Source organism: Crossiella sp. SN42 (genome assembly GCF_023897065.1).
In the GTDB taxonomy this organism is placed as follows: Bacteria; Actinomycetota; Actinomycetes; order Mycobacteriales; family Pseudonocardiaceae; genus Crossiella.
Genome location: NZ_JAMHIV010000002.1, coordinates 312213 through 339118, shown reverse-complemented (window position 1 = coordinate 339118; position 26906 = coordinate 312213). Strand labels below are relative to the sequence as shown.

27 protein-coding genes are annotated in these 26906 nt (G+C 71.9%); 14 read left to right on the top strand and 13 right to left on the bottom strand.

Annotated features, from left to right (window positions below; genetic code table 11):
• Window positions 1-28 precede the first annotated feature (28 nt).
• From M8C13_RS04270 to M8C13_RS04255, 4 genes are all read left to right on the top strand, one after another.
• Complete coding sequence (locus M8C13_RS04270; protein ID WP_252479124.1) at window positions 29-928, top strand: 5-dehydro-4-deoxyglucarate dehydratase; 900 nt, start codon at window positions 29-31, stop codon at window positions 926-928.
• Window positions 925-2196, top strand: a complete 1272-nt coding sequence (locus tag M8C13_RS04265) for a glucarate dehydratase family protein (protein WP_252479123.1) — start codon at window positions 925-927, stop codon at window positions 2194-2196. The genes M8C13_RS04270 and M8C13_RS04265 overlap by 4 nt, the downstream gene beginning before the upstream one ends.
• Window positions 2193-3341: a hypothetical protein gene (locus M8C13_RS04260; RefSeq protein ID WP_252479122.1), complete on the top strand. Its 1149-nt coding sequence runs from the start codon at window positions 2193-2195 to the stop codon at window positions 3339-3341. The genes M8C13_RS04265 and M8C13_RS04260 overlap by 4 nt, the downstream gene beginning before the upstream one ends.
• A 126-nt stretch (window positions 3342-3467) precedes the next feature.
• Entirely contained in the window at window positions 3468-3941 is a 474-nt protein-coding gene (locus M8C13_RS04255; RefSeq protein ID WP_252479121.1) for a hypothetical protein, read from the top strand.
• A gap of 63 nt (window positions 3942-4004) precedes the next feature.
• On the opposite strand, the gene M8C13_RS04250 is transcribed toward M8C13_RS04255, so the two are convergent.
• From M8C13_RS04250 to M8C13_RS04240, 3 genes are read right to left on the bottom strand one after another with little or no spacing between them, the layout of a single operon-like run.
• Window positions 4005-5243, bottom strand: a complete 1239-nt coding sequence (locus M8C13_RS04250) for a hypothetical protein (protein ID WP_252479120.1) — start codon at window positions 5241-5243, stop codon at window positions 4005-4007.
• 48 nt (window positions 5244-5291) lie between these two features.
• Window positions 5292-6329, bottom strand: a complete 1038-nt coding sequence (locus tag M8C13_RS04245; RefSeq protein ID WP_252479119.1) for a TRM11 family methyltransferase — start codon at window positions 6327-6329, stop codon at window positions 5292-5294.
• A 30-nt stretch (window positions 6330-6359) separates the two neighbouring features.
• Window positions 6360-8021, bottom strand: a complete 1662-nt coding sequence (locus M8C13_RS04240; RefSeq protein WP_252479118.1) for a fumarate hydratase — start codon at window positions 8019-8021, stop codon at window positions 6360-6362.
• A 168-nt stretch (window positions 8022-8189) separates the two neighbouring features.
• Between M8C13_RS04240 and M8C13_RS04235 the strand changes: the two genes are divergently transcribed.
• Window positions 8190-8978 carry an aldo/keto reductase gene (locus M8C13_RS04235; RefSeq protein WP_252479117.1) on the top strand — a complete coding sequence of 263 codons (789 nt, stop codon included), beginning with the start codon at window positions 8190-8192 and terminating at the stop codon, window positions 8976-8978.
• Here M8C13_RS04235 and M8C13_RS04230 read toward each other — a convergent pair whose 3' ends face one another.
• A complete protein-coding gene (locus M8C13_RS04230) occupies window positions 8979-9866 on the bottom strand; it encodes a LysR family transcriptional regulator (RefSeq protein ID WP_252479116.1) in 888 nt (295 codons plus the stop codon).
• A 55-nt stretch (window positions 9867-9921) separates the two neighbouring features.
• On the opposite strand from M8C13_RS04230, the gene M8C13_RS04225 reads away from it, so the two are divergent.
• Window positions 9922-10632 (top strand): tyrosine-protein phosphatase, encoded by a 711-nt coding sequence (locus M8C13_RS04225; RefSeq protein ID WP_252479115.1) that lies wholly within the window; start codon window positions 9922-9924, stop codon window positions 10630-10632.
• Window positions 10633-10813: 181 nt separating this feature from the next.
• On the opposite strand, the gene M8C13_RS04220 is transcribed toward M8C13_RS04225, so the two are convergent.
• The 3 genes from M8C13_RS04220 to M8C13_RS04210 all read right to left on the bottom strand — a co-directional run bounded on the left by M8C13_RS04220 (window position 10814) and on the right by M8C13_RS04210 (window position 13993).
• Window positions 10814-11800 (bottom strand): sigma-70 family RNA polymerase sigma factor, encoded by a 987-nt coding sequence (locus tag M8C13_RS04220; protein WP_252479114.1) that lies wholly within the window; start codon window positions 11798-11800, stop codon window positions 10814-10816.
• Between the two features lie 262 nt (window positions 11801-12062).
• Window positions 12063-12488, bottom strand: coding sequence for a D-aminoacyl-tRNA deacylase (gene dtd, locus M8C13_RS04215; RefSeq protein WP_252479113.1), 426 nt, complete (start codon window positions 12486-12488; stop codon window positions 12063-12065).
• Entirely contained in the window at window positions 12485-13993 is a 1509-nt protein-coding gene (locus M8C13_RS04210) for a methyltransferase (protein ID WP_252479112.1), read from the bottom strand. The genes dtd and M8C13_RS04210 overlap by 4 nt, the downstream gene beginning before the upstream one ends.
• 78 nt (window positions 13994-14071) lie before the next feature.
• On the opposite strand from M8C13_RS04210, the gene M8C13_RS04205 reads away from it, so the two are divergent.
• Window positions 14072-15115 (top strand): C45 family peptidase, encoded by a 1044-nt coding sequence (locus tag M8C13_RS04205; RefSeq protein WP_252479111.1) that lies wholly within the window; start codon window positions 14072-14074, stop codon window positions 15113-15115.
• Between the two features lie 145 nt (window positions 15116-15260).
• On the opposite strand, the gene M8C13_RS04200 is transcribed toward M8C13_RS04205, so the two are convergent.
• Both M8C13_RS04200 and M8C13_RS04195 read right to left on the bottom strand, forming a co-directional pair.
• The gene (locus M8C13_RS04200; RefSeq protein ID WP_252479110.1) at window positions 15261-16808 is read right to left on the bottom strand and encodes a CdaR family transcriptional regulator; all 1548 of its coding nucleotides are present in this window, start codon (window positions 16806-16808) and stop codon (window positions 15261-15263) included.
• On the bottom strand, window positions 16795-17388 hold the full coding sequence (locus M8C13_RS04195) for an ABATE domain-containing protein (protein ID WP_252479109.1): 594 nt from the start codon (window positions 17386-17388) through the stop codon (window positions 16795-16797). The genes M8C13_RS04200 and M8C13_RS04195 overlap by 14 nt, the downstream gene beginning before the upstream one ends.
• 1381 nt (window positions 17389-18769) lie before the next feature.
• Between M8C13_RS04195 and M8C13_RS04190 the strand changes: the two genes are divergently transcribed.
• The 3 genes from M8C13_RS04190 (at window position 18770) to M8C13_RS04180 (ending at window position 20348) form a co-directional block, all read left to right on the top strand.
• Window positions 18770-19327, top strand: coding sequence for a hypothetical protein (locus tag M8C13_RS04190; protein WP_252479108.1), 558 nt, complete (start codon window positions 18770-18772; stop codon window positions 19325-19327).
• 19 nt (window positions 19328-19346) lie between these two features.
• Window positions 19347-19664, top strand: a complete 318-nt coding sequence (locus M8C13_RS04185) for a DUF3099 domain-containing protein (RefSeq protein ID WP_252479107.1) — start codon at window positions 19347-19349, stop codon at window positions 19662-19664.
• A gap of 120 nt (window positions 19665-19784) precedes the next feature.
• On the top strand, window positions 19785-20348 hold the full coding sequence (locus M8C13_RS04180) for a DUF2017 family protein (protein WP_252479106.1): 564 nt from the start codon (window positions 19785-19787) through the stop codon (window positions 20346-20348).
• Window positions 20349-20668: 320 nt separating this feature from the next.
• Here M8C13_RS04180 and M8C13_RS04175 read toward each other — a convergent pair whose 3' ends face one another.
• Together M8C13_RS04175 and M8C13_RS04170 are read right to left on the bottom strand one after the other, a co-directional pair.
• Window positions 20669-21568 (bottom strand): carbohydrate kinase family protein, encoded by a 900-nt coding sequence (locus M8C13_RS04175; RefSeq protein ID WP_252479105.1) that lies wholly within the window; start codon window positions 21566-21568, stop codon window positions 20669-20671.
• Between the two features lies 1 nt (window position 21569).
• Complete coding sequence (locus M8C13_RS04170) at window positions 21570-22481, bottom strand: pseudouridine-5'-phosphate glycosidase (RefSeq protein ID WP_252479104.1); 912 nt, start codon at window positions 22479-22481, stop codon at window positions 21570-21572.
• A 52-nt stretch (window positions 22482-22533) separates the two neighbouring features.
• On the opposite strand from M8C13_RS04170, the gene M8C13_RS04165 reads away from it, so the two are divergent.
• Both M8C13_RS04165 and M8C13_RS04160 read left to right on the top strand, forming a co-directional pair.
• The gene (locus M8C13_RS04165) at window positions 22534-22782 is read left to right on the top strand and encodes a DUF3039 domain-containing protein (RefSeq protein WP_252479103.1); all 249 of its coding nucleotides are present in this window, start codon (window positions 22534-22536) and stop codon (window positions 22780-22782) included.
• Window positions 22779-23084 carry an antibiotic biosynthesis monooxygenase gene (locus M8C13_RS04160; RefSeq protein WP_252479102.1) on the top strand — a complete coding sequence of 102 codons (306 nt, stop codon included), beginning with the start codon at window positions 22779-22781 and terminating at the stop codon, window positions 23082-23084. The genes M8C13_RS04165 and M8C13_RS04160 overlap by 4 nt, the downstream gene beginning before the upstream one ends.
• Here M8C13_RS04160 and M8C13_RS04155 read toward each other — a convergent pair.
• On the bottom strand, window positions 23081-23341 hold the full coding sequence (locus M8C13_RS04155) for a hypothetical protein (protein WP_252479101.1): 261 nt from the start codon (window positions 23339-23341) through the stop codon (window positions 23081-23083). The two genes, M8C13_RS04160 and M8C13_RS04155, sit on opposite strands and share 4 nt — an antisense overlap.
• Before the next feature lie 148 nt (window positions 23342-23489).
• Here M8C13_RS04155 and M8C13_RS04150 point away from each other — a divergent pair, with 148 nt between their 5' ends.
• Window positions 23490-25010 (top strand): right-handed parallel beta-helix repeat-containing protein, encoded by a 1521-nt coding sequence (locus M8C13_RS04150; RefSeq protein ID WP_252479100.1) that lies wholly within the window; start codon window positions 23490-23492, stop codon window positions 25008-25010.
• A 24-nt stretch (window positions 25011-25034) separates the two neighbouring features.
• Window positions 25035-26459, top strand: a complete 1425-nt coding sequence (locus M8C13_RS04145) for a S8 family serine peptidase (RefSeq protein WP_252479099.1) — start codon at window positions 25035-25037, stop codon at window positions 26457-26459.
• Here the strand turns inward: M8C13_RS04145 and M8C13_RS04140 are convergent.
• Window positions 26449-26832 carry a MerR family DNA-binding transcriptional regulator gene (locus M8C13_RS04140; protein WP_252479098.1) on the bottom strand — a complete coding sequence of 128 codons (384 nt, stop codon included), beginning with the start codon at window positions 26830-26832 and terminating at the stop codon, window positions 26449-26451. The genes M8C13_RS04145 and M8C13_RS04140 overlap by 11 nt on opposite strands.
• Window positions 26833-26906: the final 74 nt, after the last annotated feature.

The following is a 26906-nucleotide window of genomic DNA, read 5'->3' as shown; positions in this document are numbered from 1 at the left end:
CGCCGGTCTCGACGTCGTGAGGTCTGACATGCAGCTGGATGGAGTTCTGTTCTTCCCGGTGACCCCGTTCACCGGGACCGGCGAGGTGGCCGAGGACGTGCTCGCCGAGCACGTCAAGCGTGGGGTGGACGCCGGGCCAGGTGGCGTCTTCGTGGCCTGTGGCACGGGCGAGTTCCACGCGCTGGAACCGGGTGAGTACGAGCGCGTGGTCCAGGTGGCGGTGGAGGCCACCGCGGGCCGGGTGCCGGTGCTGGCCGGCGCGGGCGGTTCGCTGCCGCTGGCCAAGCAGTTCGCCGCCGCGGCCAAGCGGGCAGGCGCGGACGGCCTGCTGCTGCTCCCGCCGTACCTGGTGGGCTCGCGGCCGGAGGGCCTGGCCGAGTGGGTGCGCCAGGTGGCCGGGAGCACCGACCTACCGGTGATCGTCTACCAGCGCAACAACGCGATCTTCACCCCGGAGACCGCGGTGGAGGTGGCCAAGCTGCCCAACGTGGTCGGCTTCAAGGACGGCCTCGGCGACCTGGACCTGATGCACCGCATCGTGCTCGCGGTCCGGGCCGAGGTGGACACCCCGTTCCAGTTCTTCAACGGCCTGCCCACCGCGGAGATGACCGTGCCCGCCTACCGCGGCATCGGCGTGGCGCTGTACTCCTCCGCGGTGTTCTGCTTCGCCCCGGAGATCTCGCTGGCCTTCTACCGCGCGGTCGAGGCCGGGGACACCGAGAAGGTCGGCGCGCTGCTGCACGGCTTCTACGGCCCGCTGGTGGCGCTGCGGGACAAGTCCCCCGGCTACGCGGTGTCGCTGGTGAAGGCCGCGGTCAAGCAGCGCGGCCTGGACTGCGGCGGCGTGCGCGCCCCGCTGACCGACCCGGTGCCGGAACACCTCGCCGAACTGGAGAAGATCGTGGCGGCCGGACTGGAGCTGGTATGAGCACGGGCACCCGGATCCAGCGGATCACCATCACCCCGATCGCCTTCCGCGACCCGCCGCTGCTGAACTCGGCGGGCGTGCACGAGCCGTGGGCGCTGCGCTCGATCATCGAGGTGGTCACCGAGGACGGCGTGCTGGGCCTCGGCGAGAGCTACGGCGACGCCGGGCACCTGGCCAGGATGGAGCAGGTGGTGCCGCGCCTGATCGGCGTGGACGTCTACGCGCTCAACCGGATCCACGCGCTGGTGGCCGAGGGGCTCGGCGGCGCGACCGGCTGGGACCACCACGGCCTCACCGGTGACTTCACCTCCGGCGGCACCGTGGACCGGGTGTTCTCGCCGTTCGAGGTGGCCTGCCTGGACATCCAGGGTCACATCCTGGGCCGCCCGGTGCACGACCTGCTGGGCGGCAAGGTCCGCGACGCGGTGCCCTACAGCGCCTACCTGTTCTACAAGTGGGCGGGGCACCCCGGCGCCGAGGACGACGAGTGGGGCGCGGCACTCGACCCGGCCGGGATGGTCGAGCAGACCCGGAAGATGTTCGCGGAGTACGGCTTCGGCTCGATCAAGCTCAAGGGCGGGGTGTTCCCGCCCGAGGAGGAGATCGCCGCCATGCACGCGCTGCGCGAGGCCTTCCCCAACCACCCCTTGCGGATCGACCCGAACTGCGCCTGGTCGGTGCCGACCTCGCTGCGGGTGGCCAAGGAGCTCGACGGCGTCCTGGAGTACCTGGAGGACCCGACCCCCGGCATCGACGGCATGGCCGAGGTGGCCAAGCAGGCCACGATGCCGTTGGCCACCAACATGTGCGTGGTCTCCTTCGACCACCTGCCCGAGGCGGTGGCCAAGGACGCGGTGCAGGTCATCCTCTCCGACCACCACTACTGGGGCGGCCTGACCCGCTCCCGGCACCTGGGCGCGATCTGCGAGACCTTCGGCATCGGGCTGTCCATGCACTCCAACTCGCACCTGGGCATCAGCCTGACCGCGATGACCCACCTGGCCGCGGCCACGCCGAACCTGTCCTACGCCTGCGACACGCACTACCCGTGGAACGCGCAGGACGACGTGGTCGAACCCGGGGTTGTGTCCTTTGTGGACGGTGCGATGCCGGTGCCGACCTCGCCGGGCCTGGGCGTCACCCTGGACCGCGACCAGCTGGCGCGGCTGCACGAGAACTACCTGAGCTGCGGCCAGACGGTGCGGGACGACACCGGCTACATGCAGAAGTTCCAGCCTGACTACGAGAGGAAGCGGCCCCGGTGGTGACCTCCGTAGCCCACGCCTACCCGTGGGACATCATCGGCGATCCCGGTGCGGTGCGACGGATCCTCGACCTCGGGGTGGACGCGGTCGCGCTGGCCGCCTCCTACCACACCGTGCGGGCCGCCACCCCGCTGCACCCGGAGCACCGCCTCGTCGACGCCCGGCACGCCGCGCTGTACGTGCCGGTCCGCGAGCAGGCCTGGGGCGGGCGCAGGCTCACCCCGGCCGAACCGTCCTGGGTGGACGGTCCGGACTCCTACGGCCAGGCCCGGGACGCGCTCAAGGCCGCCGGCCTGCCGGTGTACGCCTGGACCGTGCTCACGCACAGCAGCCGCCTCGGCGACCTCGCACCAGAGCTGGTGGTGCGCAACGCCTTCGGCGACCGCTACCCGTACGCGCTGTGCACCACGCAGCCGGAGGTGGTGGAGTACGCGCTGACCCTGGTGCGCGAGATCGTCGAGCAGGGGCGGCCGGACGGCGTGGTGCTGGAGGCCTGCGGGCCGCTCGGCTTCTTCCACGGCGGGCACCACGAGAAGACCGAGGGCGGTGACTGGGGCAAGGTCCGCCAGGCGCTGCTGTCGATCTGCTTCTGCGCCGCCTGTGCGGCCCGCTACACCGAGGCCGGTATCGAGGTGGACACGCTGCGTGCCCAGGTGCGCACCGCGGTGGACGCGGGCGAGCCGGACAGCGTGGAGTCCGCGCTGGGCGTCGAACTGGCCAGCGCGCTGGCCGCCGTACGGACCAGTGTGGTCGCGCGACTGCGCGCGCTGCTGGTCGGCGAGGTCCGCGAGCTGGCGCCGGAAGCCAGGGTCATCGTGCACGCCAACGCCGACCCGTGGGCCACCGGTCCGTTCGCCACCGCCGCACCCGAGCTGGGGGTGGAGGTGGACGCGGTGGTGGCCATGTGCTGGCCCGGCCCGGAAGCGAGCATCCCCGGTATCGAGGCGCTGCGGAAACTGGCCCCGCAGACCAGGATCGCCGGCTACGTGCTCGCCCTGCCGCCCAAGCCGATCGACGCCCCGGCCATGCGCGCGGAGCTGGCCGCACTGGCCGCGGCCGGGGTGGAGGAGTTCCACCTCTACCACGCCGGACTCGCCTCCGGGGCCAGGTTGGCCGTGGTCCGGGAAGCACTGGACTCGCTGAGGTAGCGCCCTGACGCCTGCCCCGGCGATGCCGTGGGATCGACCGCTCCTGCCGGGCGGTCGATCCCACGGCTGTTTTTCTGTTTAACCCGCGCGTGCAACCCGCCGTGGCTACCGTTCCGTCCTGTGCACATGAGACGTCTAGCAACCGTGGTCGGCGCCGGGGCGGCGCTGGTGCTCGCACTGAGTGCCTGTGCGGAGCCCACGGCGGGATTCGGCGGACAGCCGACCCCGCCGCCCTCCTCCTCCGCCCAGCAGCCGACGTCAGAGGCAGGACCCGAACCCGAACCGCCGCAGGGCGGAAAACCGTTGGCGAAGAACAAGGCCGATCTGTCAGCGCTGCCCGCGGACTTCCCCAAGCGGGTGTGGACCGAGGGTGACGGCAGCGTGGTCGGCACGTTCGGCAAGGAAGGCGGCTGCAGCAAGGTGCGCGCCGACCTGACCGAGCAGACCGACACCGCGGTGAAGATCACCCTGGTGGAGACCACGCCGGCCAACAGCGAGGCCTGCACGATGGACCTGCGCTTCCCGCCGGTCACGGTGAAGCTCGCCAAGCCGTTGGGCGAGCGCACGGTCAGCGTGACGGCCAAGCAGGAGACCAAGTAACCCGACCACCCACATGCACGGCGCCCCGGCAGGCGCGGACCCCAGCCGGGGCGCCGTGTTGAGTCAGCTCTGCGCCCAGAACGCGACCGAGGCGCTGGCGGCGATCGTCACCGCCCAGCAGGCGAGCAGGGACACCCGGTCCATCACCTGCCAGAAGCGGTGGGCTGGACCCCAGGACAGCCGTTCCACCGGTGACTCCGTTGGCACGCCGAGGCTTTCCAGCGCCGGGCGGAGCGGCCGGTCGGACAGGTCGGTCCCGGTCGCGGCGAGCAGCAGCGCGGTGCGCGCGGTGCCGGAGAGCTCCGGCCACGCGCCGGCCGTCAGCTGAGGCGCCTGTTCCGCCGCCGGGCCCAGTGTGTCCAGCCGCCGCAGCCACCGGTCAGTCCACTGTGGAGTGAGCGGGACCGCCACGCCGCGTTCCCGTTCCCAGGCCAGATCCCGCTCACTCTGGGCGAGGACCTCCGCGCGCAGCACCGCGATCCGCTCGGCCACCGGCAGCGCCCGCACCTCCGCGGGCGGCAACGTGTCCAGAATGGACGCCCAGGAACGCGGCAAACCCAGCTCCAGCACCAGATCCGCCTCGGTCGGCTGCGCGTACCGGTCGAAGGCCGCCTCCAGCCGGTGCGCGGGCGCGACCCCGGCCCTGGCCAGCGCGCGGACATCGTCGAAGGTGACCCTGGTGACCGTGGGCGCGTGCCGCTGCGCGGGCAGCTCCTCCCGCGGCACGCCCAGCCACTCGAACGGCAGCGTCCCGGTCCGGTCCTCGGCGCTGGGCGGCAGGTGGTACCCCGGCACGCCCACCGCGCCCCGCCGGTCGCGCAACACGTAGCCGGGCAGCGGGCCGGGTTCGTCGTCGTCCTCGTCCCAGGCCGTGATGTTCGCCGGGTCGGCCTGCCCGGCCGCGTCCAGTACCCGCTCGGCCGCGCCTTCCACCGCCACCGCCCAGGACCGCTGCCAGATCTGGGTTTCCGCGCTGTGCAACCAGGTCACCGTGGCCGGCGCCGGACCGGTGACGTCCTCGTCGCCGGCGCGGACCAGCCCGATCCGCTCGGGCTGGCGGACCAGCCAGGTGGTCGGGTAGGCGGGCCGCCGCCCGTAGGCGAAGGCCACCGTGGCGAGCACGGCCAAGCTGGCCACCACCAGCAACCAGGCCCAGCGCGGCAGCACCAGCGGCTGGGCCATCAGCACCAGCGTGGCCACGCCAAGACCGAGGTACCGGCCGACCGGCCTGCCCTCGGGTTCGCCATGGCTGAACGGCACCGCGCCCTTGGGCAGCCAGCGGTAGCTCGGGAACTTGCGCACCGCGACAGTATGCGGTCACCACCCCCGCGCGGGCAGCCGGATATCGGCTCAGCCGGGTTTGCGCGCCACCACCAGGTCGCGGATGATCGACTGGTCCACCCGGTGCTCGAACTCCCGCCACGGACCGTCATCAAGCGGCTGCAAACCGTTGTCCGCCAGGATCTTCACCAGATCCTCCCGGCCGGCCACGTGCGTGTTCCAGGAGATGCCGATCGCACCGCCGGGCCGCAGGATCTTGCTCCAGCCGGGGACCGCGTTGAACAGCAGATCCAGCGGGCTGCGGGACAGGTGCTTCTGGGTGGGCCGGGACCCGTGCTGGACGCCGTAGGGCGCGTCGGTGACGATCGCGTCCACGGTCTCCGCGCGGAAGAACTCCCTGCTGCGCACGGTGTCGGCGTTGACCACCATGAGCTGGTTGACCTCACCGGCCTTGTACAGCTCCTTGGTCAGCCCCAGCTTCACGCTGAGCCGCTTGCCGATCAGCGCCCTGTCCCGGCGGATCGGGGTGACCTCGTGCTGGTGCTTGATCCGGTGGTTCTTCAGCCAGGTGGCCAGGAAGTGCGCGTAGGCGTCGAAGTCCTTGCCGTCCAGGTCCATGCCGTAGGCGTCGTAGCCGTACATCAGCGCCTGGTTGAGCGTGGTGCCACGCCCGCACATCGGGTCGAACACGGCCAGCCGCTTCTCCAGCAGCTCGGTGGGTTCGGCGCGGGCCAGCAGGGTGACGTTGAGCAGCAGCTTGGTGAAGTGCTCGTTGGTCTTGCCCGAGTACTTCTGGATGGTCAGCAGGTCGCTGCTGAACTTGTCCACAGGGGACACTCGCAGCGGCCGCAGCAGCTCGCCCTCCACCGCGAACAGCGCGTACACCGAGGACAGGTTGGACAGCAACGAGATGTCGTACTCGTCCAGCTCGCCGGCCTCGAAGGTGACGTACGGGACGCCGCCGATCTCCGTCTCGGCGACCTCCCCGAGCTCGCTGTGCAACGCGGTCTCGCTGAACACCGCCAGCTCGGTGCGGGTCAGCCGGACGGCCGACTCCCCGTACACCCGGTTGAACGCGGGCAGAATCAGCAGCGCGTACCTTGCCATGTGCTCACAATCGTTCTGGAGTAAGGAAAATCAGCGGCGGAAGGACACCTGCAGCGTCGGCTGGCTGGTGCCCGCGAAGAAGTCGTTGCCCTTGTCGTCGACCACCACGAACGCGGGGAAGTCCTCGACCTCGATCTTCCACACCGCCTCCATGCCCAGCTCGGCGTACTCCAGCACCTCGACCTTGCGGATGCAGTCCTGGGCCAGCCGCGCGGCCGGGCCGCCGATCGAGCCGAGGTAGAACCCGCCGTGGTTCTGGCAGGCCTCGGTCACCTGCTTGGACCGGTTTCCCTTGGCCAGCATGACCAGTGAGCCGCCCGCGGCCTGGAACTGCTCGACGTAGGAGTCCATCCGGCCCGCGGTGGTCGGCCCGAACGAACCGGAGGCGTAACCCTCCGGCGTCTTGGCCGGGCCCGCGTAGTAGACGGGGTGGTCGCGCAGGTACTGCGGCATGCCCTCGCCCGCGTCCAGCCGCTCCTTGATCTTGGCGTGCGCGATGTCCCGGGCCACCACCAGCGGACCGGTCAGCGACACCCTGGTCTTCACCGGCAGCTGCGAGAGCGTCTCCCGGATCTCCGCCATCGGACGGGTCAGGTCGATGTTGACCACCTCGTCGGAGAGCTCGCCGTCGCCGATCTCGGGCAGGAACCGCGCCGGGTCCCGCTCCAGCTGCTCGATGAACACGCCCTCCGGGGTGATCTTCGCCTTGGCCTGCCGGTCCGCCGAGCAGGACACCGCCACGCCGACCGGGCAGGAGGCGCCGTGCCGGGGCAGCCGGATCACCCGCACGTCGTGGCAGAAGTACTTGCCGCCGAACTGCGCGCCGATGCCGAACTGCCGGGTCAGCTCCAGCACCTGCTGTTCCAGGTCGACATCGCGGAAGGCGTGCCCCAGCGCCGATCCCTCGGTGGGCAGCTCGTCCAGGTAGCGCGCGGAAGCCAGCTTGGCCACCTTGAGGTTCTGCTCCGCGGACAGGCCGCCGACCACCACCGCGAGGTGGTAGGGCGGGCAGGCCGCGGTGCCCAGGCTGCGCAGCTTCTCGTCCAGGAACTTGGCCAGCCGCGCCGGGTTCAGCAGCGCCTTGGTCTCCTGGTACAGGAAGGTCTTGTTCGCGCTGCCGCCGCCCTTGGCCATGAACAGGAACTCGTACTTGGGTTCCTGGCCGGGCTTGGTGAAGATCTCCACCTGCGCGGGCAGGTTGGAGCCGGTGTTCTTCTCGTCCCAGAAGGTCACCGGGGCCATCTGCGAGTAGCGCAGGTTCAGTTCCTGGTAGGCGTCGAAGATGCCCTTGGACAGCGCCTGCTCGTCCGCGCCGCCGGTGAGCACGGTCTCGGTGCGCTTGCCCATCACGATCGCGGTGCCGGTGTCCTGGCACATCGGCAGCACCCCGCCCGCGGCGATGCAGGCGTTGCGCAGCAGGTCCATCGCCACGAACCGGTCGTTGCCGCTGGCCTCCGGGTCGTCGATGATCGCGCGCAGCTGAGCCAGGTGCGAGGGCCGCAGCAGGTGCTGGATGTCCTTGATCGCCTCCCGGGCGAGCAGGGTCAGCACCTCGGGGTCGACCTCGAGGAAGCGCCGCCCGGCCGCCTCGACCAGCCGCACGCCCTCGGTGGTGACGAGGCGGTACTCGGTCTGGTCCGGGCCCAGCGGCAGGACGTCGGTGTACTCAAACGCCGTGGTGGTGGCAGTCACGCCGGCTCCCTTGCCTGCGGTTCGGGTATCTCATGAAACTACCGCGTGCGCTCGGCCGCCCCGCGCTGACCGGGTGTGATCCACGTCCGGATCGTGCAGCGGCGCTGGACGGGCCAGTCCGCTGACGGTGCGCCCACAGCCCGGCTGAGCTGGGCAGAGTCTCCAGGCATGACGATCAGTGACTTCCGGCTGGGCTTCGGCGCGATGCGGCTCACCGGCTGGGACCGGCCCGCCGACCCCGCCGAGGCGATCGCGGTGGCCCGCCACGCGGTGGAGCTCGGCGTGGACTTCATCGACACCGCCGACGCCTACGGACTCGGCGCCAACGAGGAGCTGCTGGCTCAGGCCCTGCACCCCTACCCGGCGCACCTGGTGATCGGCACCAAGGCAGGCCAATGCAGGCCGGGACCGGGGGAGTGGGTGCCGCTGGGCCGCCCCGAGTACCTGCGGCAACAGGTCGAGCTGAGCCTGCGGCGGCTGCGGGTGGACCGCCTGGACCTGTTCCAGCTGCACCGGATCGACCCGGAGGTCCCGGCGCGGGAGCAGTTCGGCGTGCTGGCCGACCTGGTGCGCGAGGGCAAGGCGGCCAGGGTCGGGCTGTCCGAGGTGAGCGTGGAGCAGCTGGCGCTGGCCAGGGAACAGGTGGAGATCGCCAGCGTGCAGAACCGGTACAACCTGGCTGACCGGCGGCACGAGGACGTGCTGGCCTACTGCGAGGCGGCGGGGATCGCGTTTGTGCCCTGGCTGCCGGTGGCCAACGGCGCGCTGCCCCAGCCGGTGACCGAGGTGGCCCGCGAGCTCGGCGCGACGCCCACGCAGGTGGCGCTGGCCTGGCTGCTGCACCACTCGCCGGTGATGGTGCCGATACCCGGCACCAGCTCGCGCGCGCACCTGGCGGAGAACGTGGCCGCGCGGGAGATCACGCTGACCGCGGCACAGCTGGCCAAGCTCGGGTGATCAACCGGCCAGCTCCAGCGCGGCCAGGTCGACCGCCTCCAGCACCGCCCTGATCGCCGGTCGCCGCGCCGACTCCGGCCGCCACACCGCGTACACGTGCCGGTGCGGCGCGGGGTCCAGCTCGACCACCCGCACGCCCGGCGGCAGCTCGCCCCGGCCCAGCCTCGGCATCATCGCCACCCCCAGCCCGCGCGCCACCAGCGCCAGCTGGGTGTGGTGCTCGCCCGCGGTGTGCAGCACGTCCGCGCCGCCGGTGATCCGGTGCAGCCAGGCGTGGCAGCCGGTCCCGTCCGGCCAGCTGACCCAGCCCTCCCCGGCCAGCTCGGCGAGGGACACGGTGCCGGTCAGTCTGTGCCCCACTGGCACAGCGAGGTCGACCACGTCGTCCAGCAGCGGCGCGCGGTCCAGACCGGCGGGCAGGTCCAAGGGTTCGTCCGGCCAGTCCTGCAGGATCGCCAGGTCCAGCTCGGCGCGGGCGACCAGCGGCAGGCACTCGTGCGGTTCCAGCTCGCCGAGCCGGACCCGCAGCTCGGGGTGCCGGGCGCGGAGCAGGGCCAGCGCCGGTGGCAGCAGGGCGCGGGCCGCGGTGGAGAAGGCCGCCACCGACACCCCGCCCAGCACCGCCCCGGCCTGGTCCTCCACCGCGGCCTCCGCCTCGGCGACCGCGGCCAGGATGCGTTCGGCGTGCTCGACCAGCACCAGCGCGGCCTCGGTCAGCCGCACCCCGCGCCCGGTGCGCTCCAGCAGCGGCCGCCCCAGCTCGCGCTCCAGCCTGGCCAGCCGCTGGGACACCGCCGAGGTGGTCAGGTGCAGCACCCGCGCGGCCGCCCGCACCGAACCCTGGGCGTGCACCGCGTGCAGGGCTTGCAGCTGGGGCAGGTCGAGCACCGCTGATCTCCCGCGTAGGTTTGGGGGTCAACTCAACTTAGTCGAGGGGGACATGATGACCACCGGCTTGGCCAACGGCAGGGACCTGGGCGGACTGCCCACCGAGGACGGCAGGCAGACCCGCCCCGGCGTGCTGCTGCGCAGTGAGGCGCCGCTGGCCGGCGACCCGGTGCCGGAGCTGGCCGGCTGGCCGCCCGCGGTCGTGCTCGACCTGCGCGGCGCCAAGGAGGGCAACCCGGAGCACCCGTTGCTCGTCGACGGCGCGCAGGTGCACCGCATCCCGATGCTGGACCTGGTGATGGCCGCCGCGGCCACCGACCCCGCCGCGCTGGACCTGGGCAAGCTGTACCTGCAGCTGCTGGAGGAGTCCGCGGACGGGTTGGTCGAGGTGGTCCGGCTGGCCGGTTCGGCGCCGGGCGCGGTGCTGGTGCACTGCTCGGTTGGCAAGGACCGCACCGGGGTGTCGGTCGCGCTGCTGCTGCGGGTGGCCGGGGTGCCGAGGGACACCGTCATCGCCGACTACGTGCGCACCGAGGCCAACATGAGCGGGGTGATCCGCCGGGTCGCGCTCAGCCTCGGCCGCCCCGAGCCCACCGAGGAGCAGCTGGCCGCGATGAAGCACCTGCTGGCCGCGCCCGCCCCGGCGATCGAGGGCGTGCTGGACGTGCTGGACAACCACGAAGGCGGCCCCAGGGGCTGGCTGCTCGCGCACGGCGCGACCGAGGACGAGATCAACCGCTGGGTCGCCCGCATCCTGGCGGACTGACCGGCCCCGGACATGTCGGAAGGCCGGACCCGCCCCCGACGGGTCCGACCTCCCGGGGTGTGCAGTCCGGTCGCAGTGGTACGTCCGGGCTGCGCAGTCTGTGTTGGTTCTTGAGAACCGTGCCGTGAGGCAGGTCACAAGTCAACGCGGCTATCTGGGTGAGCCGGGGGACTACTCAGCGTCAGCTGGCGTAGGCGCGCAGACGTTCGGCGCGGTCACCCTGGCGGAGCTTGGACATGACCTCCCGCTCGATCTGGCGCACCCGCTCCCGCGAGAGGCCGAACCGGCGGCCGATCTGGTCCAGCGTCCTGGGCTGGCCGTCGTCCAGGCCGTAGCGCAGGCGGATCACGTGCTGCTCCCGGTCGTCCAGGGTGGCCAGCACCCGGCGCAGGTCGTCCTGGAGCAGGCCCGAGATGACCGCGCTCTCCGCGTCGGTGGCCTCGGAATCCTCGATGAAGTCGCCCAGCGGGGCGTCCTCCTCGGCGCCCACCGGCATGTCCAGGCTCACCGGGTCCCGCGCGTGGTCGAGCAGGTCGGCGATCTTGTCAGCGGGCAGGCCGGACTCGGCGGCCAGCTCCTCGTGCGTGGCCTCGCGGCCCAGCTGCTGGTGCAGGTCGCGCTTGATCCTGGCCAGCTTGTTCACCTGTTCCACCAGGTGCACGGGCAGCCGGATGGTGCGGCCCTGGTCGGCCATGCCACGGGTGATCGCCTGGCGGATCCACCAGGTGGCGTAGGTGGAGAACTTGAAGCCCTTGCTGTAGTCGAACTTCTCCACCGCGCGGATCAGGCCCAGGTTGCCTTCCTGGATCAGGTCCAGCAGCGGCATGCCGCGGCCGGTGTAGCGCTTGGCGAGGCTGACCACCAGGCGGAGGTTCGCCTCCAGCAGGTGGTTCTTCGCGGTGTGCCCGTCCCGGACCAGCGTCCTTAGGTCCGCGCGGCGCTGCGGGGACAACGACTTGTCCTCATCCAGCATGTGCCGTGCGAATACACCTGCCTCGATCCGCTTGGCGAGATCGACTTCCTGCGCGGCGGTCAACAACGCGGTGCGGCCGATTCCGTTCAGGTAGACTCGAACCAGGTCAGCCGCGGGGCTCTGCGCGTCGAGGTCGTGCGCCTCGAGAACAGCCTCCTGCGGCTCCTGCTCAGTAAGCTTCAGTGGGACGGTCATCGGAGCTCCCTCCCTGGTCGCGGGCAAACAGGCGTCATGCGGGCATGCGTCACCAAGCCGACGCCCCGTTGCGCGGCGGCCCCTTCAGTGCGGGGTTCCGTCCCTGTTCGGATTCCCCGTCCTGTCCTGGCTGGACACTTGGATAACGAAGCCGATCGCGGTTTCGTTCCCGGTACCCACTCTCTATTTGCAAGACGTCAGGCGCTCCTGCGGGGTTGCTTCCGCAGGCTGAGGATTCGCTGAGAAGGCGTAAAGAGAACCCTTAAAGATCGACCAGCACGGTGAATGGGCCGTCGTTCACGCTTTCCACCGCCATGGCCGCCCGGAACCGCCCGGTCTCCACTCGCGCACCCCGGTTACGCAGGGCTTCTACCACCGCGGCCACCAAGGGTTCGGCGGCTTCCGGCCGGGCCGCCTCGGTCCAGGAGGGCCGCCTGCCCTTGCGGGTCTGGCCGTACAGAGTGAACTGGCTCACTACGAGCAGCGGGGCCCCGGTTTCGGCACAGGACTGCTCATCCCGCAGGACGCGCAACTCGTGCAGCTTCCGGGCCATGGTGGCCGCGGTCGCCTCGGTGTCGGTGTGCGTGACGCCGAGCAGGACCAGCAGTCCCGGCTCGTCGATCGCGCCCACCACCTCGCCGTCCACGGTCACGCTGGCCCGGCTCACCCGGGAGACGACCGCCCTCACGTGACCACCCAGTCGGCGGGCACCAGCATCCCGTGCCGGATCAGGTTGCGCACCGCGGGCAGCGCGCCCATGGCCAGCACCTGCGGCGGCAGGTCGTGCGCGGCGGCCAGCAGGCCGAGCAGGTCGGCCAGGTCCAGGTGGCCCCGGCAGCCGGCCAGCAGCGCGGCGGCGAGCTCGTCCAGGTCGTGCTGCCAGCCCGGCCCGTCCTGGCGGTGCAGGCGGCGCACCACCGAGGTCCAGCCGTCCTCGGCCGGGCTGGACACCTCTTCCAGCAGCACCGCGGCCGGCACGGTGAGCCGGGCGGCGAGCAGGTCCTCATCCGCGCTGTGCTGACGAAGCCAGGCCACCCGGTCCAGCCAGCCCGCGGTCTCCGGGCCCAGCGGGTCGTCGTAGGCCTGGCGCAGGTCCTCGCAGACGATGTCGGCGGGCCCGGACTGGGTGTGCCGCAGGGTCACGAAGCCGAACCCGATGCCCTCGACCTGGTTCTCGGCGAACCAGTCCAGCCAGCGCCCCGCCTGCTCCCGGCCCTCCGGCGAGCGCGGGTCCACCCCGGCGTCGCGCAGCCAGGTGCCGACGTAGAGCGCCGGATCGGCCACATCGCGCTGCACCACCCAGGCGTCCAGCCCGGTCCCGGGCAGCCAGGAGGCGACCCGCTCGGCCCAGTCCTGACCCTTGACGTGCAGCCAGGAGGCGAGCAGCTGCCCCACTCCGCCGTCGGCCAGGTGCGCGGGCAGCTGCCGGATGACCAGCTCGCTGGCCGAGTCCCCGGACAGCCCGGAGTCGCGGTAGACGTAGTCCACCCTCGGCGGCCCGACCACGAACGGCGGGTTGCACACCACCTGTTGGAACCGTCGACCGGCCACCGGCGCGAACCACTCGCCGCGGGCCAGCTCCACGTCCAGCTGGTTGAGCCGGAAGGTGGCCGAGGCCAGCGCGAGCGCCCGGCCGGAGAGGTCGGTGGCGGTGACGTGCTCGGCGTGCCTGCTCGCGTGCAGCGACTGCACCCCGCAGCCGGTGCCCAGGTCGAGCAGGGTGCCGACCGGGCGGCGCGCGGTGGCCCTGGCCAGGCTGATCGAGGCGTGTCCGACACCGAGCACGTGGTCAGTGGGCACCGGGCCGCCGAGGGCCTCGGAGTCCAGGTCGGAGATCACCCACCAGGAGCCCTGGTCGTCGCCGTAGGGCCGGATGTCCAGCGCGGCCCGCACCTGCTCGCCGTCAGCGCGCAGCACTCCGGCGGTGATCGCCTCGGCCACCGGCAGCGGCCGCAGCGCCGCCGCGGCCTCGCTCTCCCGCACCGGCTCGTTCAGCAGGAACAGCCGGACCAGCGCGCCCAGCGCACCGCCGTCGGCGCAGGCGCGCGCGGCCGGTTCCAGCTCACCGCGGCCCAGCGCGGCGTGCGCGGCCGGGCCGAGCAGTTCGAGCACGCCGTCGGCGTGGTAGTCCGCGGACAGGAAAGCCGTCCGCAGCCGGTCGCATACCTGGTCATCGATCCCAATGCCGAACACGCGAAGATCCTCACACGTTTCGCCGATCCCCACTCCTCCGCCCGTCCCCCTATGTTGAAACGCAGGAGGGGAGATCCCATGTCCGTGGCGCACGCGCACCGCGAGCTGGACGGCCTGCGCTGGGCCGGGCTGACCGGACCCCGCCTGGAGGTCTTCCGCGCGCTCGGCGAGGAGTACCGGGCCGAGATCGCCGAGGCGGTGCACTCGCTGCCGGAGTGGCCCGCGCTGGACCGCTACGCCCGCACCGACACCGGCCTGGTCCGGCTGTCCAGAATCAGTGCGCTGACCAGGGTGAACCACGCTCAGGAATATGCCGAGCTCGCGGCGATGGCCCAGGGCGCGAACCAGTCCGAGCGGACCCTGCTGCTGGTCAACCTGCGCGGCGACCTGCCCGCGCAGGCGAGCAGCGCGGGCTGTTCGGACCTGGCCTGGCCGGGCCGGGTGTTCGCGCACAACGAGGACGGCGGCGCCGAGCTGGCCGGCCGCCTGCTGCTGGTCACCCTGGACTGCGCGGGCGAGGTCCCGGTCACCGCGCTCTGGTACCCGGGCATGCTGCCCAGCAACGCCTTCACCCTGACCGGCCACGGCCTGGTCTTCGGCCTGGACCACCTGCCGGTGACCGAACCGGCCATCGCGCCGGGCAGGCACTTCGTGGCCCGCGCGGTGCACCGGGCCCGGGACCTGGACGAGGCCGTCCGGCTGCTCACCGAGCTGCCCTCCGCCGGCGGGTTCGCCTACAACCTGGCCGAGCTGCGCACCGGCCGGGTGGCGCACGTGGAGGCCGCGGCCGGGTCGAGCGCGGTCGAGGAGGCGGGCCAGGGCCCGCTCTGGCACACCAACCACCTGCGCCACCTGGACCTGCCCGAGCTGGTCACCCGGTCCAGCCGCGAGCGGGCGAAGGTCCTGGACGCCCTTGAACCGCCCGCCGAGCCGGATGTGGAGTGGTTCCTGGACGTGCTGACCAGCCCGCACCCGCGCGGCGTCTGCCGTCAGCCTGCCGAGGGCGACTCGGCCACCCTGGCCACCTGCGTGGTGGACCTGGCCGCGGCGGAGCTGACCGTGGTGCCCAGCAGCGGAAAGCGCTTCACCTGTTCGGTGGCCGCCGCGCTGGCCGGACCGTGACGCGCCACTGGACCGCGCGGACGGCCAGCGCGAGGAAGACGAAGCCGCCGATCAGCGCGAGGGTGTAAGGCAGGTTGGCCACGACCGGAATGGTCGGGCCGCGGACCGGTCGCGGAGAACCCCCGTTCACGCCTCGTTGACGCCGCTACCAGCGATCTTGACGCGATCCTTGCGCCGGCAGCGCGGCCAGCGCGACGGTCAGGGCCAGCCGTTGGTCGGCCTCGTCCAGGCGCAGCGCGGTCAGCTGCTCGATCTTGCGCAGCCGGTAGCGCAGGGTGTTGGGATGCACGGCGAGCCTGCGCGCGGCGGCCTTGCCGTCCCCACCCGCGGCCAGCCAGGCGCGCAGCGTGGCCAGGTAGTCGGTGCCGTGCTCGGTGTCCTGCCGGAGCAGGTCGGCCACCGGCCCGCGCGTGGGCAGCCGCCCGGCTTCGGCCGCGGTGCGCAGCCGCAGCAGCAACACCTGCGCCCAGTGCTCGTCGTAGTCCACGGTGTCGGTGTCAACCAGCCCCGCCACCCGCGCCGCCAGACACTCCTCGGCCTCCAAGCGGCTGGCCGGCAGGTCGCCGGGATTGGCCCGGCCGCCGATACCCGCGTGCACGGCCACGTCGGCGGGCAGCTCGCGCAGCAGCGAACGCAGCCAGTCGCGGGCCGGGTTGTCATCGGGCAGCACGGTGTAGAGCACGTTGCCGAGCAACGCGCTGCGGCCGGGCCGCGACCAGCCGAACCCGGAGGTGGCCCGCTCGAAGGCGAGCAGCGCGGCCCCGTGCTCGTTCATCCCGGCGTGCGCGTGCAACGCCACCACCCGCAACGCCCCGGCGGCCAGCCCGAGCCGGGACAACGTGCCCGGCGCGTCCGCGGTGCCGTCCAACAGACTCAGCACGGCATCAGCCTCGGCCCGCCGCTCCAGATCGGCCCCCGCACGGGCGCGCAGCAGGTGCAGTGCCGCGGTGCGCGCCCCGTCCACCATGGCCGAGTGCGCCTGCGGCCGCACCGGCGGCGTCACCTCGACCCACACCGACCCAAGAAGTTCCCGCCCAGCCCGAATAGCCACGATCAGGCGACCCAGCAACCCAGGCGTCAGCGCCGGCACCAGCAGCGGCTCGTCAGAGTTGGCCAGATGCTTGAACACGCCGTGTTCTTCCAGGGCCTTGAGCACATCCGGCGGCACCCGCCGCCCCAGGATGGTCTGCACCCGCGCCGCGTCCACGTCCTCCTGCCGGTTGGAGTAGGCCAGCACCCTGGACTGGAGATCCTCGATGGTGACCGGCCCGCCCACCACCGCCGCGATCGCATCCGCCACCGCGAACAGATCCCCCGGCACATCCCGGCTGGGCCCCTGCCCACTGAGCACCAACGTGTGAATCAGCCCCGCCAGATGACTCCACGGCACCGCCGGATCAACCATCAACACCGCGGCCCCCGAACTCCGAGCCGCGGCCAGCACCCGCTCATCCAGCTCCGGCGGCCCGTGCAACACCACGGCCGCGGCGGTGGTCCCGCGCACCAGCCGGGCCGCCGCGGTCACCGACCCGGTGCCGATGCCCAGCAACACGTCGGTCGGACTGGTCGGATGCGACTCGGTCGGATCATGCAGCGACAGTCCCCGCAGCTCGACCTCCCGCCCCCGAGGCGCACACCCCAGCCGCGTGCCCAGCCCACCGAGCACGTCGACCAACCGCTCAAGCGTGACCATGCGCGGCTCCCTGCCGTCCGCGCTGCTTGGCCCGGTTGCCACACCGCTGCATCGAACACCAGCGCCGCTGACCGGGCCGGGAGGTGTCCACGAAGATCAGCTCGCAGTCCCCGCCCGAACAATGCCGAACCCGGTCGAGGTAGGGCCCCCCGAACAACTCAATGGCATCCCTGGCAAAGGCGGACAACACAGCGGATCCGGCAACCGGCTCCTGCCACTGCCGCCCATTGCTGGTCAACTTGGGCACCGGCGGCGGCGCGGCGGCCAACCGGTTCCAGTCGGAGAAGTGCACCCGCCGGATCGGCTCCCGCCGCGCAGCCCGAACCGCACACTGCCAGACGGACTCCCGCAACTTCTTCAGCTCACCCAGCTCCGCAGCACTCAGCTCGATCCGAGCCTTGCCAAACCGCGTGTCGGTCAACCAACGCCGGAAGTCCTCAACCGCACCCAGCACCTCCCAGGTACCGCGCTCATCCTCCCCGCTGCTGACCAGCAGCTCCAGACACAACGCCCCAGGATTGAACCGATACCGCTGCCCGTCATGCCCCACCATCGGCAGCCCAGCCGCCTCCTCACCCATACCAGCCAGCCTAACCGGTATAACCGGTACCCACCCCTTAAGCCGGCCCCCACCACTTAAACCGGTAGTCCCCACTTAAACCGGTGACCACCGGCTGTACAGGCGACCACCGCCAATACAGGTGAACACCACTTGCCAGAGCGACCACCACTCGTGCACCCACCGCCACTCACCAGGCCAGCCGCCACTCAGCGCGCCGCCCACCACTCATACGGTTGGTCAGTAGTCGAGCACTCGGCCACCACCCGCGACAGGGACCTCCATCCGCGACGCCGACCTCCGCCGCGAGCTTGGCCGCCCCTCGTGCCCGTCCTCCGTTCTCGAGCTTGGCCGCCACCCTCGGCTCGGCCTCCACCTGCGACGTTGACCTCTACCCGCGACGTTGACCTCTACCCGCGACGCTGATCTCCGCCCGCGGCGTTGGCCTCTATCCGCTGCGTTGATCTCCACTCGCGATGTTGGCCTCCACTCATGACGTTGATCTCCACCCTCGAGCGCTTGGCCGCCACTCGCGAGACTGGCCCGCATCCGCGCAGTTGGCCGCTCTCCGTGTGGTCGATCGCCGGGGTCGGCAGCCCTCGAGCGGTTGGCCAGCGGTCGCGAGGTTGGCCGCCACCCCGCCCGGTTGATCATCGCTTGTACGGTCGGTCGCCGGTCGTGCCGGTGGCCACCAGTCATAGCGGTGCCCGCCGGTTTAAGCGGTAACCACCGGTTAAACCAGCGAGCACCAGTTAAACCGGGGCGCACCAGTTAAACCGGTGCTCGCTGGTCCAACCGGGGCGCCCCGGTTGGACCGGTGTGAGCCGGTTAAACCGGTGGCCACTAGTCAAAGCGGTGGGTCCCGGTCGAACCGGGCACGCCCGGTCGACCAAAGCGCCCTGGCTGAACCGGTACTTCCGGCGCTCCCAAGGCGCCCGCCTGCCCACCTGTCCCGTCCACCCCGGCTGCCCGTCGGCCCCGGGCAGCCCGGCCTGCCTCGCTTGCCCCGTCTGTCCGCGGCCGTCGCCCGCCGCCGAACACTGGCCGTGGCCTGCCGCCGCCCCCTCCATGGCCTGCCGCCGCCCGCCCGCCCGCCTCCACCCGCTGTGGCCTGCCCGCCGCCACCCGCCGTAGCGACCCGCCACCCGCCACCCGCCGCTGGTCGCCGGTCGCTGCCGCCCGCCGCCGCCCGCCGTCACCAGTCGCGAGCCGCCCGCCGCCGTTGACCGCGCTCGCTCGCTCCGCCGTCCGCCGCCCGCTTGCCCCGCTCGTCCCACCCGCCCGAGCCCCGCCCTGACCCCGCCCCGCCCTCACCCGCAACGCCCCACTCTGCCGATCCCGCCCCTGCCGATCCCCGCCCCACCCGCAAGCACCCCCGCGCCACCGGCCTACTGTCGCGGACATGACACAGGTTCCGGTCTGGGTGCCGGTGGTCGTGGGGCTGCTGGGGCTCCTCGGTGTGCTCGGCGCCCAGTTCATCGCCGCCTGGCGGGAGGACCGCCGGTGGAACCGGGAGAAGCGCCGGGATGAGGACAACAAACGATTTGACGCCCGGCGTGAGGCTTATGCCCAGGTGATCGGCGCACTGGAGTCCTGGGACTGGGTGATGCACCCGCACAAGGACAAGGCGCGCGGGGTGGACTTGGATACCGGCGAACTCGAACTTGTCGATCTGCGCACAGCCTGGATCGAAGCCAAGAATGTGCTTGGCCTGATCAATCTGGTGGGTACCCGCGAGATTCGGGATTTGTTGCGCACCGCAATGATTTCACGGTCCCGGCTCTCCCGTGAACTGACCCGGCCCAACAAGGCGGACATCCGGCTGGAGCTGGTCGAAAAGTACTGGTCCGAAGCCCAGGACGCCTATGCGCGACTGCGCAATCTCATGCGGTCGGATCTCGGCTTCGAAGCTGTCGATCCCAAAGGCTCTCCCGCCCGGCCCGACCTGGTGGAAAGATGACGAAAGGAGGTGGTGTCGGATGACCACACATCGGGACGGCACCCCGGTCCTGATCACTGAGGCGCAGCAGTCCTACGAGGACCAGTTCGCGGCTCGGAAGCGCAAGTACTTCTTGATGATGTCGATGCGTATCCCGTGCCTGGTGGCGGCCGCGGCCTGCTACCAGATCCCGTGGCTGGCGATCGGTCTGCTGGTGTTGTCGGTGCCGCTGCCGTGGATGGCGGTGCTGATCGCCAACGACCGCCCGCCGCGAAAGGCGGAGAAGGTGAACCGGTTCCGGCGGGTGCGTGACGATACCGCCATCGAATCGAAACAACATCCTGTAATCGAGGGCTGATCTCCACCCGGAGTGGCGGTATGGTTACGTTCCGCTCAATCACAGGGGGCTCAGGTGGACGGTGCGGAAACTCGCCCAGTAGTTGTAGGTACGGAAACTGGTCAGAGTCCGAGGTCAGGGATGTGCGGAGCGATCCATTGGGACCGGACCAACGACCTGGTCGTCGGGAACTTCACCGCGGCGCAGGCCAGTTGGCTCCGGCGGCACCTGTCCGGGTTCGCCTCACTGGTGCAGTGGCGAATGGATCAGTACCACACGGACTACCCGCTCGGTGCTGAGCTGGGCCTGCCGCTGCCGACCGAGGCCACCGAGGACCGCAGGCTGAACGCGATCCTGGACTGGCACTGTTGCGAGGAAGAGTCAGAAGAGGTCCGCCTCTGGCACGAGCCGGACCTGTTCGCCGGTTTGTACAAGGACATCAACCTGGTGTGGGCGACGCTGCCCGAGCGCGGCGGCATGGTCGTGCTGCGCGAGGAACGCCACATGCGCGCCTGGTTCCGGGTGCTGCTCGACTACCGGATCACCGCCGCGATCAGCTGGCGGGTGCCGGATGCGATCTACGACCTGCGCCGGGAACAGCCCGAGGCAGGCGACGAGCTCGGCCGCGCGTTCTACCTCACCACCTGGCTGTGGGACGTGGCGCACGAACTGGCCGAGATCAGCAAGATCACCGTTTCGCGCTGACGCACCGCGGATTCTCCGCCCGGGTATCCGCTGTAGCACCCAGCGCACACTGACGTCGCGGCCGCGCTCGATGCCCCGCCCGCACCGAGCGCCCCGCCATCACCCGCCGCCCGGATCGCACCGGGCCGCACGCCCCGCGGTCGCCACCGGCCCAGCGGCCAGCACCGCATCACCCGCCGCCCGGATCGCGCGGAACCGCCCGCATCGCCCGCTCCGCGGTCGCGCCGCCCGCGCCCGTCGGCAGCCAGCGCCAGGGCCGCGCCGCCCGCCCCGTCAGGCGGGCCACGCCACAAGCTGCGATCAGCCCCGCAACCTCCCGCTCAGCCCCGCACGTTCAGCGGGCTCGGTGGCTGCGCACCCACCACCTGCACCGCCTGCGCCCCAGCCGCCACACCGGCCGCCAGCGCCGCCGCGATCTCCGCCCCGCCCCGCCAGGCCGCCAGCAGCCCAGCGTTGAAGGCATCGCCCGCGCCGGTGGAGTCCACGCAGTCCACCACCGGGGCGTCCGCGTTCACCGTCGCGCCGGCCGCCACCCAGTGCGCCCCGCCATCGCCGGAGGTCACCGCCACCGCGCCGACCACCGCCAGCAAGTCCCGCGCCGACTCCGGATCCGTGGACCCGGTCAGCACCGCCAGCTCATCGGCGTTCGGCAGCAGCAGGTCGACCCCGGCCACCAGCTCCAGGAACCTCGTCGCGCCCAGCCGGGTGATCAGCGTGGCGGCCTGCGGGTCCACCGAGGTGGTCAGGCCCGCCGCCCGTGCCGCGGCCAGCGCCGCCACACCTGCCGGGCGCGAGCCCTCGTCGAGCAGGACGTAGCCGGACAGGTGCAGGTGGTCCGCGCCGAGCAGGGCGGCGGGGGCGATGTCGGCGGGGGACAGGCGGGCGTTGGCGCCGCGGTCGGGCAGCATGGTGCGCTGGCCCGCCTCGTCCACCAGGACCACCACGCAACACGTCGGAGCGCTCTCATCGACGACCAGCGCGGTGGTCACGCCCGCCGCGTCGAGCTCCGCGCCGACCCGGTGACCGGCGATGTCGCCGCCGATCCGGCCGATCAGCACCGCCTCGGCCCCGCAGTGGGCGAGCCAGGCCGCGGTGTTCGCGCCCGCGCCGCCGACCACCATGCGCACCGCCGAGCGGGTGTCGCCGCCGTGCACCAGGGGTCCGTCGTGCCGGGCCACCACGTCCAGGCCGGCGTCCCCGACCACCACGATCCGCGCCATCTCAGTTCGCTCCGCTCAGCTCGACCGCCACCCGCGCCGCCAGCTCCGCGTTGGACAGCACCAGCGCCGCGTTCGCGTCCAGGCTCACACCCGCGCTGGCCTGGTGGAAATGGGCCAGCAGCACCGGCGTGACGTCCTTGCCGTGCACGTTCCGCTCGGCCAGCAGGGCCAGGCCCTCGGTGAGCAGCCGGTCGTGCAGGGCGCGGTCCATCTCCGCCTCGGCCGGGATCGGGTTGGCCAGCAGCACCCCGGCCGAACCCGGCACCTGGGTGCGGTGCGCGGCGACCACCGCGGCGGCCTCGGCCGGGGTGTCCACCCGCCAGGGCACGTCCAGCTCGGACTCGCGCAGGTAGAAGGCGGGGAAGCGGTCCGTGCGGTAGCCGAGCACCGGCACCGAGGAGGTCTCCAGCAGCTCCAGGGTGGCCGCGATGTCCAGCACCGACTTCACCCCGGAGCACACCACCAGCACCGGGGTCTGGGCCAGCACCGCCAGGTCGGCGGAGACGTCCCAGGTCTCCCGCGCGCCGCGGTGCACCCCGCCCAGCCCGCCGGTGGCGAACACGCCGATGCCGGCCCGCTGCGCCAGCGCGGCCGTGCTGGCCACCGTGGTCGCCCCGCTGCGGCCGAGGCCGATCGCCACGCCCAGGTCCCGGCGGGAGAGTTTGGCCAGGTCAGCGGCTGGATCGCAGACCCGTTCCAGCTCGGTCGGGGATAGGCCGACGACCGGTGTGCCGTCCAGCACGGCGATGGTCGCGGGCACCGCGCCCGCGGCGCGCACCACGTCCTCCAGCTCCCTGGCCACGCTCAGGTTGCGGCCGGGCGGCAGTCCGTGCGCGAGGATGGTGCTCTCCAGCGCGACCACGGCGCCCCCGTCTGCCAGCGCCGATCGCACCTCGTCACTCACCCGCAGCACCGCTGCCTCCTTCTCGCTGAACTCCGTCTGTCCGTGAGGCATCATGGTGCACGTGAGTACCCAGACTCTTCCCGAGGTCGACACCACCCCGGACGCCACCGACAGCACCAGCGACGACTCGCCGAAGATGTTCCACTACGTGCGCAAGGCCAAGATCGCGGAAAGCGCGGTCATGGGCACGCACGTGGTGGCGCTGTGCGGCGAGGTGTTCCCGGTGACCAAGTCGGCCAAGCCCGGTTCGCCGGTCTGCCCGGACTGCAAGAAGATCTACGAGAGCCTGCCGCCCGGCGGCGGTGCGTGAGCGCGGTTCTCGAACACGCTCAGCTCTCGGTCCGGCCAGGTGCGGAGGCGGCCTTCCTGGACGCCTTCGCCCAGGCCCGGCCGCTGATCACCGGCCAGCCCGGGTTCCGTTCGCTGCGGCTGTCCCGCTGTGTGGAGCGGCCCAGCGAGTTCCTGCTGCTCGTGGAGTGGGACAGCGTGGCCGCGCACGAGGAGGGCTTCCGGCGCTCGCCGGAGTACCCGAGGTGGCGCGAGCTGCTGCACCACTTCTATCAGCCGTTCCCGGTGGTCGAGCACTACCTCGACGCGCTCCCCAGCGCTTAGGCGCGGAGTAGCACGCAGGCCGCGGTGCCGGAGGCGAGCAGGGTCCCGCCGACCACGAGCCACCACTGGCCGCGCGCCGGGTCCAGCAGCGCCGCCGAGCCGAACAGGGACGCGGCCACGCCGCTGCTCGCGCCCGCGAGGGTCGCGGCCAGGGGTCCGGTCACGCCCGCGGCGATGACGAGCAGCACACCGAGCACGACCACCGACCATCCCCAGGCGCGCGCCGGGCGGCCCGCCACGCCGATCAGATCGTCCACCCGGATGACGGTAGTCGTCGAACACGCTGCGCTGTCACCACATCAGGGATTCCGCTCCTCCGGTCGAGATCTTTGCCCGATCGGTGACTCAATCGTTTCCCCGCCGGTGCCGATGGTGATCAACATCGGTCCACGGAAGGAGACGCGAATGCCTGCCAGTCGTGCTGTGCTCGCCTCACTCGGCGCCGTGGCGCTGACCGCCTCGGTGCTCAACGCGCCCTCGGCGGCCGCGCAGACCCGGGAGTTCCACCTGGACTGCTCGGCGCAGAGTTTTGGCCAGGGCACCGCGGAGGCGCCGTGGAACCGGCTGGAACAGGCGAACGCGTTCACCTTCGTCCCCGGTGACCGGCTGCTGCTGCGCCGCGGCACCGAGTGCGCCGGCGTGCTCAAGCCGCGCGGTTCCGGCTCCTCGACCAGCCCGATCCGGCTCGGCGCCTACGGCGAGGGCGCCAAGCCGCACATCGCCGGTGGCGGCGCGCGGGCCGCGGTGCACCTGAACAACGTGCAGTACTGGGAGATCAGGGACCTGCGGGTGAGCAACTCCGGCCCGCAGCCCGGCCCCGAGGAGCGCCGCGCTGGCATCCACGTGACGCTGACCGACTTCGGGGTCGGCCACCACTACGTGGTCGCCGACGTCGAGGTGCACGACGTCAACGGCTCCGACCACAAGGACCCCGACCCCAGCGGCGGCATCCTGTTCAGCGCGCTCGGCTCGCAGCGGCCGACCCGGTTCCAGGACGTGCTGATCGAGCGCAACAAGGTCACCAGGGTGGACCGCACCGGGATCGGCACCACCTCGCTGTGGGCCAAGCGCTCCGAGCACCCGGACGGGCCCGGCAGCTCCTTCGCGCCGATCCGCGACCTGGTGGTGCGGGACAACGTGGTCACCGACGTCGGCGGCGACGGGATCGTGCCGCAGAACACCCTGGGCGCGCTGGTGGAGCGCAACCGGGTGCACAAGTTCAACATGCGCTCCAGCGGCTGGAACGCCGGGATCTGGGCCTGGAACTCCGATGACACGGTGATCCAGTACAACGAGGTCTCCGGCGGCTTCGGTGTCAGGGACAGCATGGCCTTCGACTTCGACGGCGCGTCCAGGAACGTGCTGTACCAGTACAACTACAGCCACGACAACGACGGCGGCGCGCTGCTGGTGTGCAACGCCGAGGGCGCGGTCAACGACGGCGGCGTCTTCCGGCACAACATCAGCCAGCACGACGGGCACCCGGATGTCGCGGTGATCAACATCGCCTGCGCGCGGGCGACCAACGTGCGGATCCACCACAACACCTTCTTCACCGCCCGCAACACCAGGATGGTGGCCAACTACAAGGACACCCAGGTGGTGGCGGCCAACAACGTCTTCGCCCGCGCCGACGGCAACTCCGCCATCGAGGACCAGCACGGCCGCTACCTGGCCAACGCCTACCTCAACGTGCCGGTGCCGGAGCGGGACGCCCGCGCGGTGACCGGGGATCCTCGGCTGGTCAACCCCGGCTCGGCCAGCGGGCTGCTGGACCTGGGCGGCTACCGGCTGCGCGCGGGCTCGCCCGCGCTGCGCGCCGGGGAACCGGTGCCCGCGGCAGGCAACCGGGACGTCTTCGGCAACCCGATGCCCAGCGTGCCCAACATCGGCGCGTACCAGGGGCCGGGAGTGAACGGGGACTGAGCCTCCGGCCCCTATGCTCAGCGCGTGCGACTGGGTGGATGGACACGGCGGATCGGGATCACCGCGGGCGTGCTCGCCGGACTGGGCAGCGTGCTGGCCTCTCCGGAGGCGGCGGCGGCCGACCCGGCGCCCGGCCAGCTGGTGCTGCCGCACGTGGTGCTGGGCAAGGCGAACCCGGCCGGGGCCTGGTTCGCCGAGCGGGCGGTGCGCGCCGCCGGGGGCACCGTGGTCGCCAGCTATCCGCGGATCGGCGTCGTGGTGGCGTACTCGCCCCGGGACGACTTCGCGGCCACCGTGCGCGGGGCCAGGGGAGTGCTGGCGGCGGGCGCGACCCGGACCGTCAAGCTCCCGGTCGAGCACTTCAAGCCGCGCCGCGACCTGCGCTACACCGGCCCCGGCTCGCCGGCCAGCGGGCAGGTCCCGCCGGAGGGCACCGCGTGGGACGTGCCCGCGCTCGGCCTGGCCGAGGCGCACCGGGTGACCACCGGCAGCCGCCGGGTGGTGGTCGGCGTGCTGGACACCGGCGTCGACGACACCCACCCCGACCTCGCCGAGGCGGTGGACACCCGGCGGTCGGTCTCCTGCGTCTCCGGCTGGGCCGACCGCAGCCCCGGCGGCTGGCGGCCGACCCTGGACGGCCACGGCACGCACGTGGCGGGCACCATCGCCGCGGCCCGCAACGGATCCGGCGTACTCGGCGTCGCGCCGGGCGTGCGGCTGGCCGCGGTGAAACTGGCCGAGAAGGACGACACCGAGAGCGCGGAGAGCATGGTCTGCGGCTTCATGTGGGCCGCCGAGCACGGTTTCCGGATCACCAACAACAGCTACCGCGCCGCGCCGTGGCGCTACCACTGCCCGAACCAGGCCGACCAGTCCGCGATCCGCGCCGCGGTGGGCCGCGCGGTCGCGCACGCCCAGTCCCGCGGCGTGCTGGTGGTCGCCTCTGGCGGCAACGGCGCGCTGGACCTGCACAACCGCACGGTGGACACCGAGAGCCCGGCCGACGGCACCCCGGTGCGCAGGGAGATCGGCAACGACTGCGTGCGGCTGCCGCACGAGCTGCCCGGCGTGCTCGGCGCGGGCGCGGTGGACGAACAGCTGCTCAAGGCGCGCTTCTCCAACCACGGCATCGGCCCGATCGGCCTGGCCGCGCCCGGCGTGCGGGTCTGGTCGACTGTGCCGAACGGGCAGTACGCGGCCTACAGCGGCACCTCGATGGCCGCCCCGCACGTCAGCGGAGTGGCCGCGCTGCTGGCCTCCCGGCACCCGTCCTGGCGCGGCGACCGGCTGCGCGCCGAACTCCTGGACCGCGCGAAACCGTTGCCCTGCCCCGAGTTCTACGACCCCAACGGTGACGGCAAGGCCGATGCCACCTGTGTCGCCGACGGCGAGCGCACCAGCTTCTACGGCACCGGCCTCAGCCACGCCGGGGCCGCGCTCACCCGCTGACGCAGTCGAACCGTTCGCGCAGGTCGGCCATGAAGCGGATCAGCTGGTCCCGGCTGGTCACCAGATCCTCGATGCGGGTGTTGATGGTGGCCAGCTGGGCGTCCAGCATCTCCATCAGCGGCGGGCACTCCTCGGCGCTGACCGGGTAGGCGCACTCCTGCCCGTCCATCGCCTGCAGCACCGGCCCGACCAGGTGCGAGGGCAGCGCCGAGGAGATCATGCAGCGGATCTTGCCGACCCGCTCCACGTCGGCCTCGGCGTAGATCCGGTACCCGGTCTCGGTGCGGTTCGGCTGGAGCAGTCCCTGTTCCTCGTAGTACCGGAGCATGCGGACGCTCACCCCGGTACGCTTGCTCAGCTCCCCGATCCGCATCTGACCTCCCGTTATTCCCGGTCCGGCACAAGAGAGCCAAGGGTCACGGCGACCTTGACCCTCACACTCATGTC

Excerpts from the sequence above, each read along its gene's own strand:
- M8C13_RS04185 (WP_252479107.1), top strand. The coding sequence starts at position 19,347 with ATGACCACACATCGGGACGGCACCCCGGTCCTGATCACTGAGGCGCAG.
- M8C13_RS04195 (WP_252479109.1), bottom strand. The coding sequence starts at position 17,388 with ATGGGTGAGGAGGCGGCTGGGCTGCCGATGGTGGGGCATGACGGGCAG.
- M8C13_RS04175 (WP_252479105.1), bottom strand. The coding sequence starts at position 21,568 with ATGGCGCGGATCGTGGTGGTCGGGGACGCCGGCCTGGACGTGGTGGCC.
- M8C13_RS04235 (WP_252479117.1), top strand. The coding sequence starts at position 8,190 with ATGACGATCAGTGACTTCCGGCTGGGCTTCGGCGCGATGCGGCTCACC.
- M8C13_RS04150 (WP_252479100.1), top strand. The coding sequence starts at position 23,490 with ATGCCTGCCAGTCGTGCTGTGCTCGCCTCACTCGGCGCCGTGGCGCTG.
- M8C13_RS04205 (WP_252479111.1), top strand. The coding sequence starts at position 14,072 with ATGTCCGTGGCGCACGCGCACCGCGAGCTGGACGGCCTGCGCTGGGCC.
- M8C13_RS04220 (WP_252479114.1), bottom strand. The coding sequence starts at position 11,800 with ATGACCGTCCCACTGAAGCTTACTGAGCAGGAGCCGCAGGAGGCTGTT.
- M8C13_RS04245 (WP_252479119.1), bottom strand. The coding sequence starts at position 6,329 with ATGGCAAGGTACGCGCTGCTGATTCTGCCCGCGTTCAACCGGGTGTAC.
- M8C13_RS04225 (WP_252479115.1), top strand. The coding sequence starts at position 9,922 with ATGACCACCGGCTTGGCCAACGGCAGGGACCTGGGCGGACTGCCCACC.
- M8C13_RS04270 (WP_252479124.1), top strand. The coding sequence starts at position 29 with ATGCAGCTGGATGGAGTTCTGTTCTTCCCGGTGACCCCGTTCACCGGG.
- M8C13_RS04140 (WP_252479098.1), bottom strand. The coding sequence starts at position 26,832 with ATGCGGATCGGGGAGCTGAGCAAGCGTACCGGGGTGAGCGTCCGCATG.
- M8C13_RS04190 (WP_252479108.1), top strand. The coding sequence starts at position 18,770 with ATGACACAGGTTCCGGTCTGGGTGCCGGTGGTCGTGGGGCTGCTGGGG.
- M8C13_RS04200 (WP_252479110.1), bottom strand. The coding sequence starts at position 16,808 with ATGGTCACGCTTGAGCGGTTGGTCGACGTGCTCGGTGGGCTGGGCACG.
- M8C13_RS04265 (WP_252479123.1), top strand. The coding sequence starts at position 925 with ATGAGCACGGGCACCCGGATCCAGCGGATCACCATCACCCCGATCGCC.
- M8C13_RS04180 (WP_252479106.1), top strand. The coding sequence starts at position 19,785 with ATGTGCGGAGCGATCCATTGGGACCGGACCAACGACCTGGTCGTCGGG.
- M8C13_RS04255 (WP_252479121.1), top strand. The coding sequence starts at position 3,468 with ATGAGACGTCTAGCAACCGTGGTCGGCGCCGGGGCGGCGCTGGTGCTC.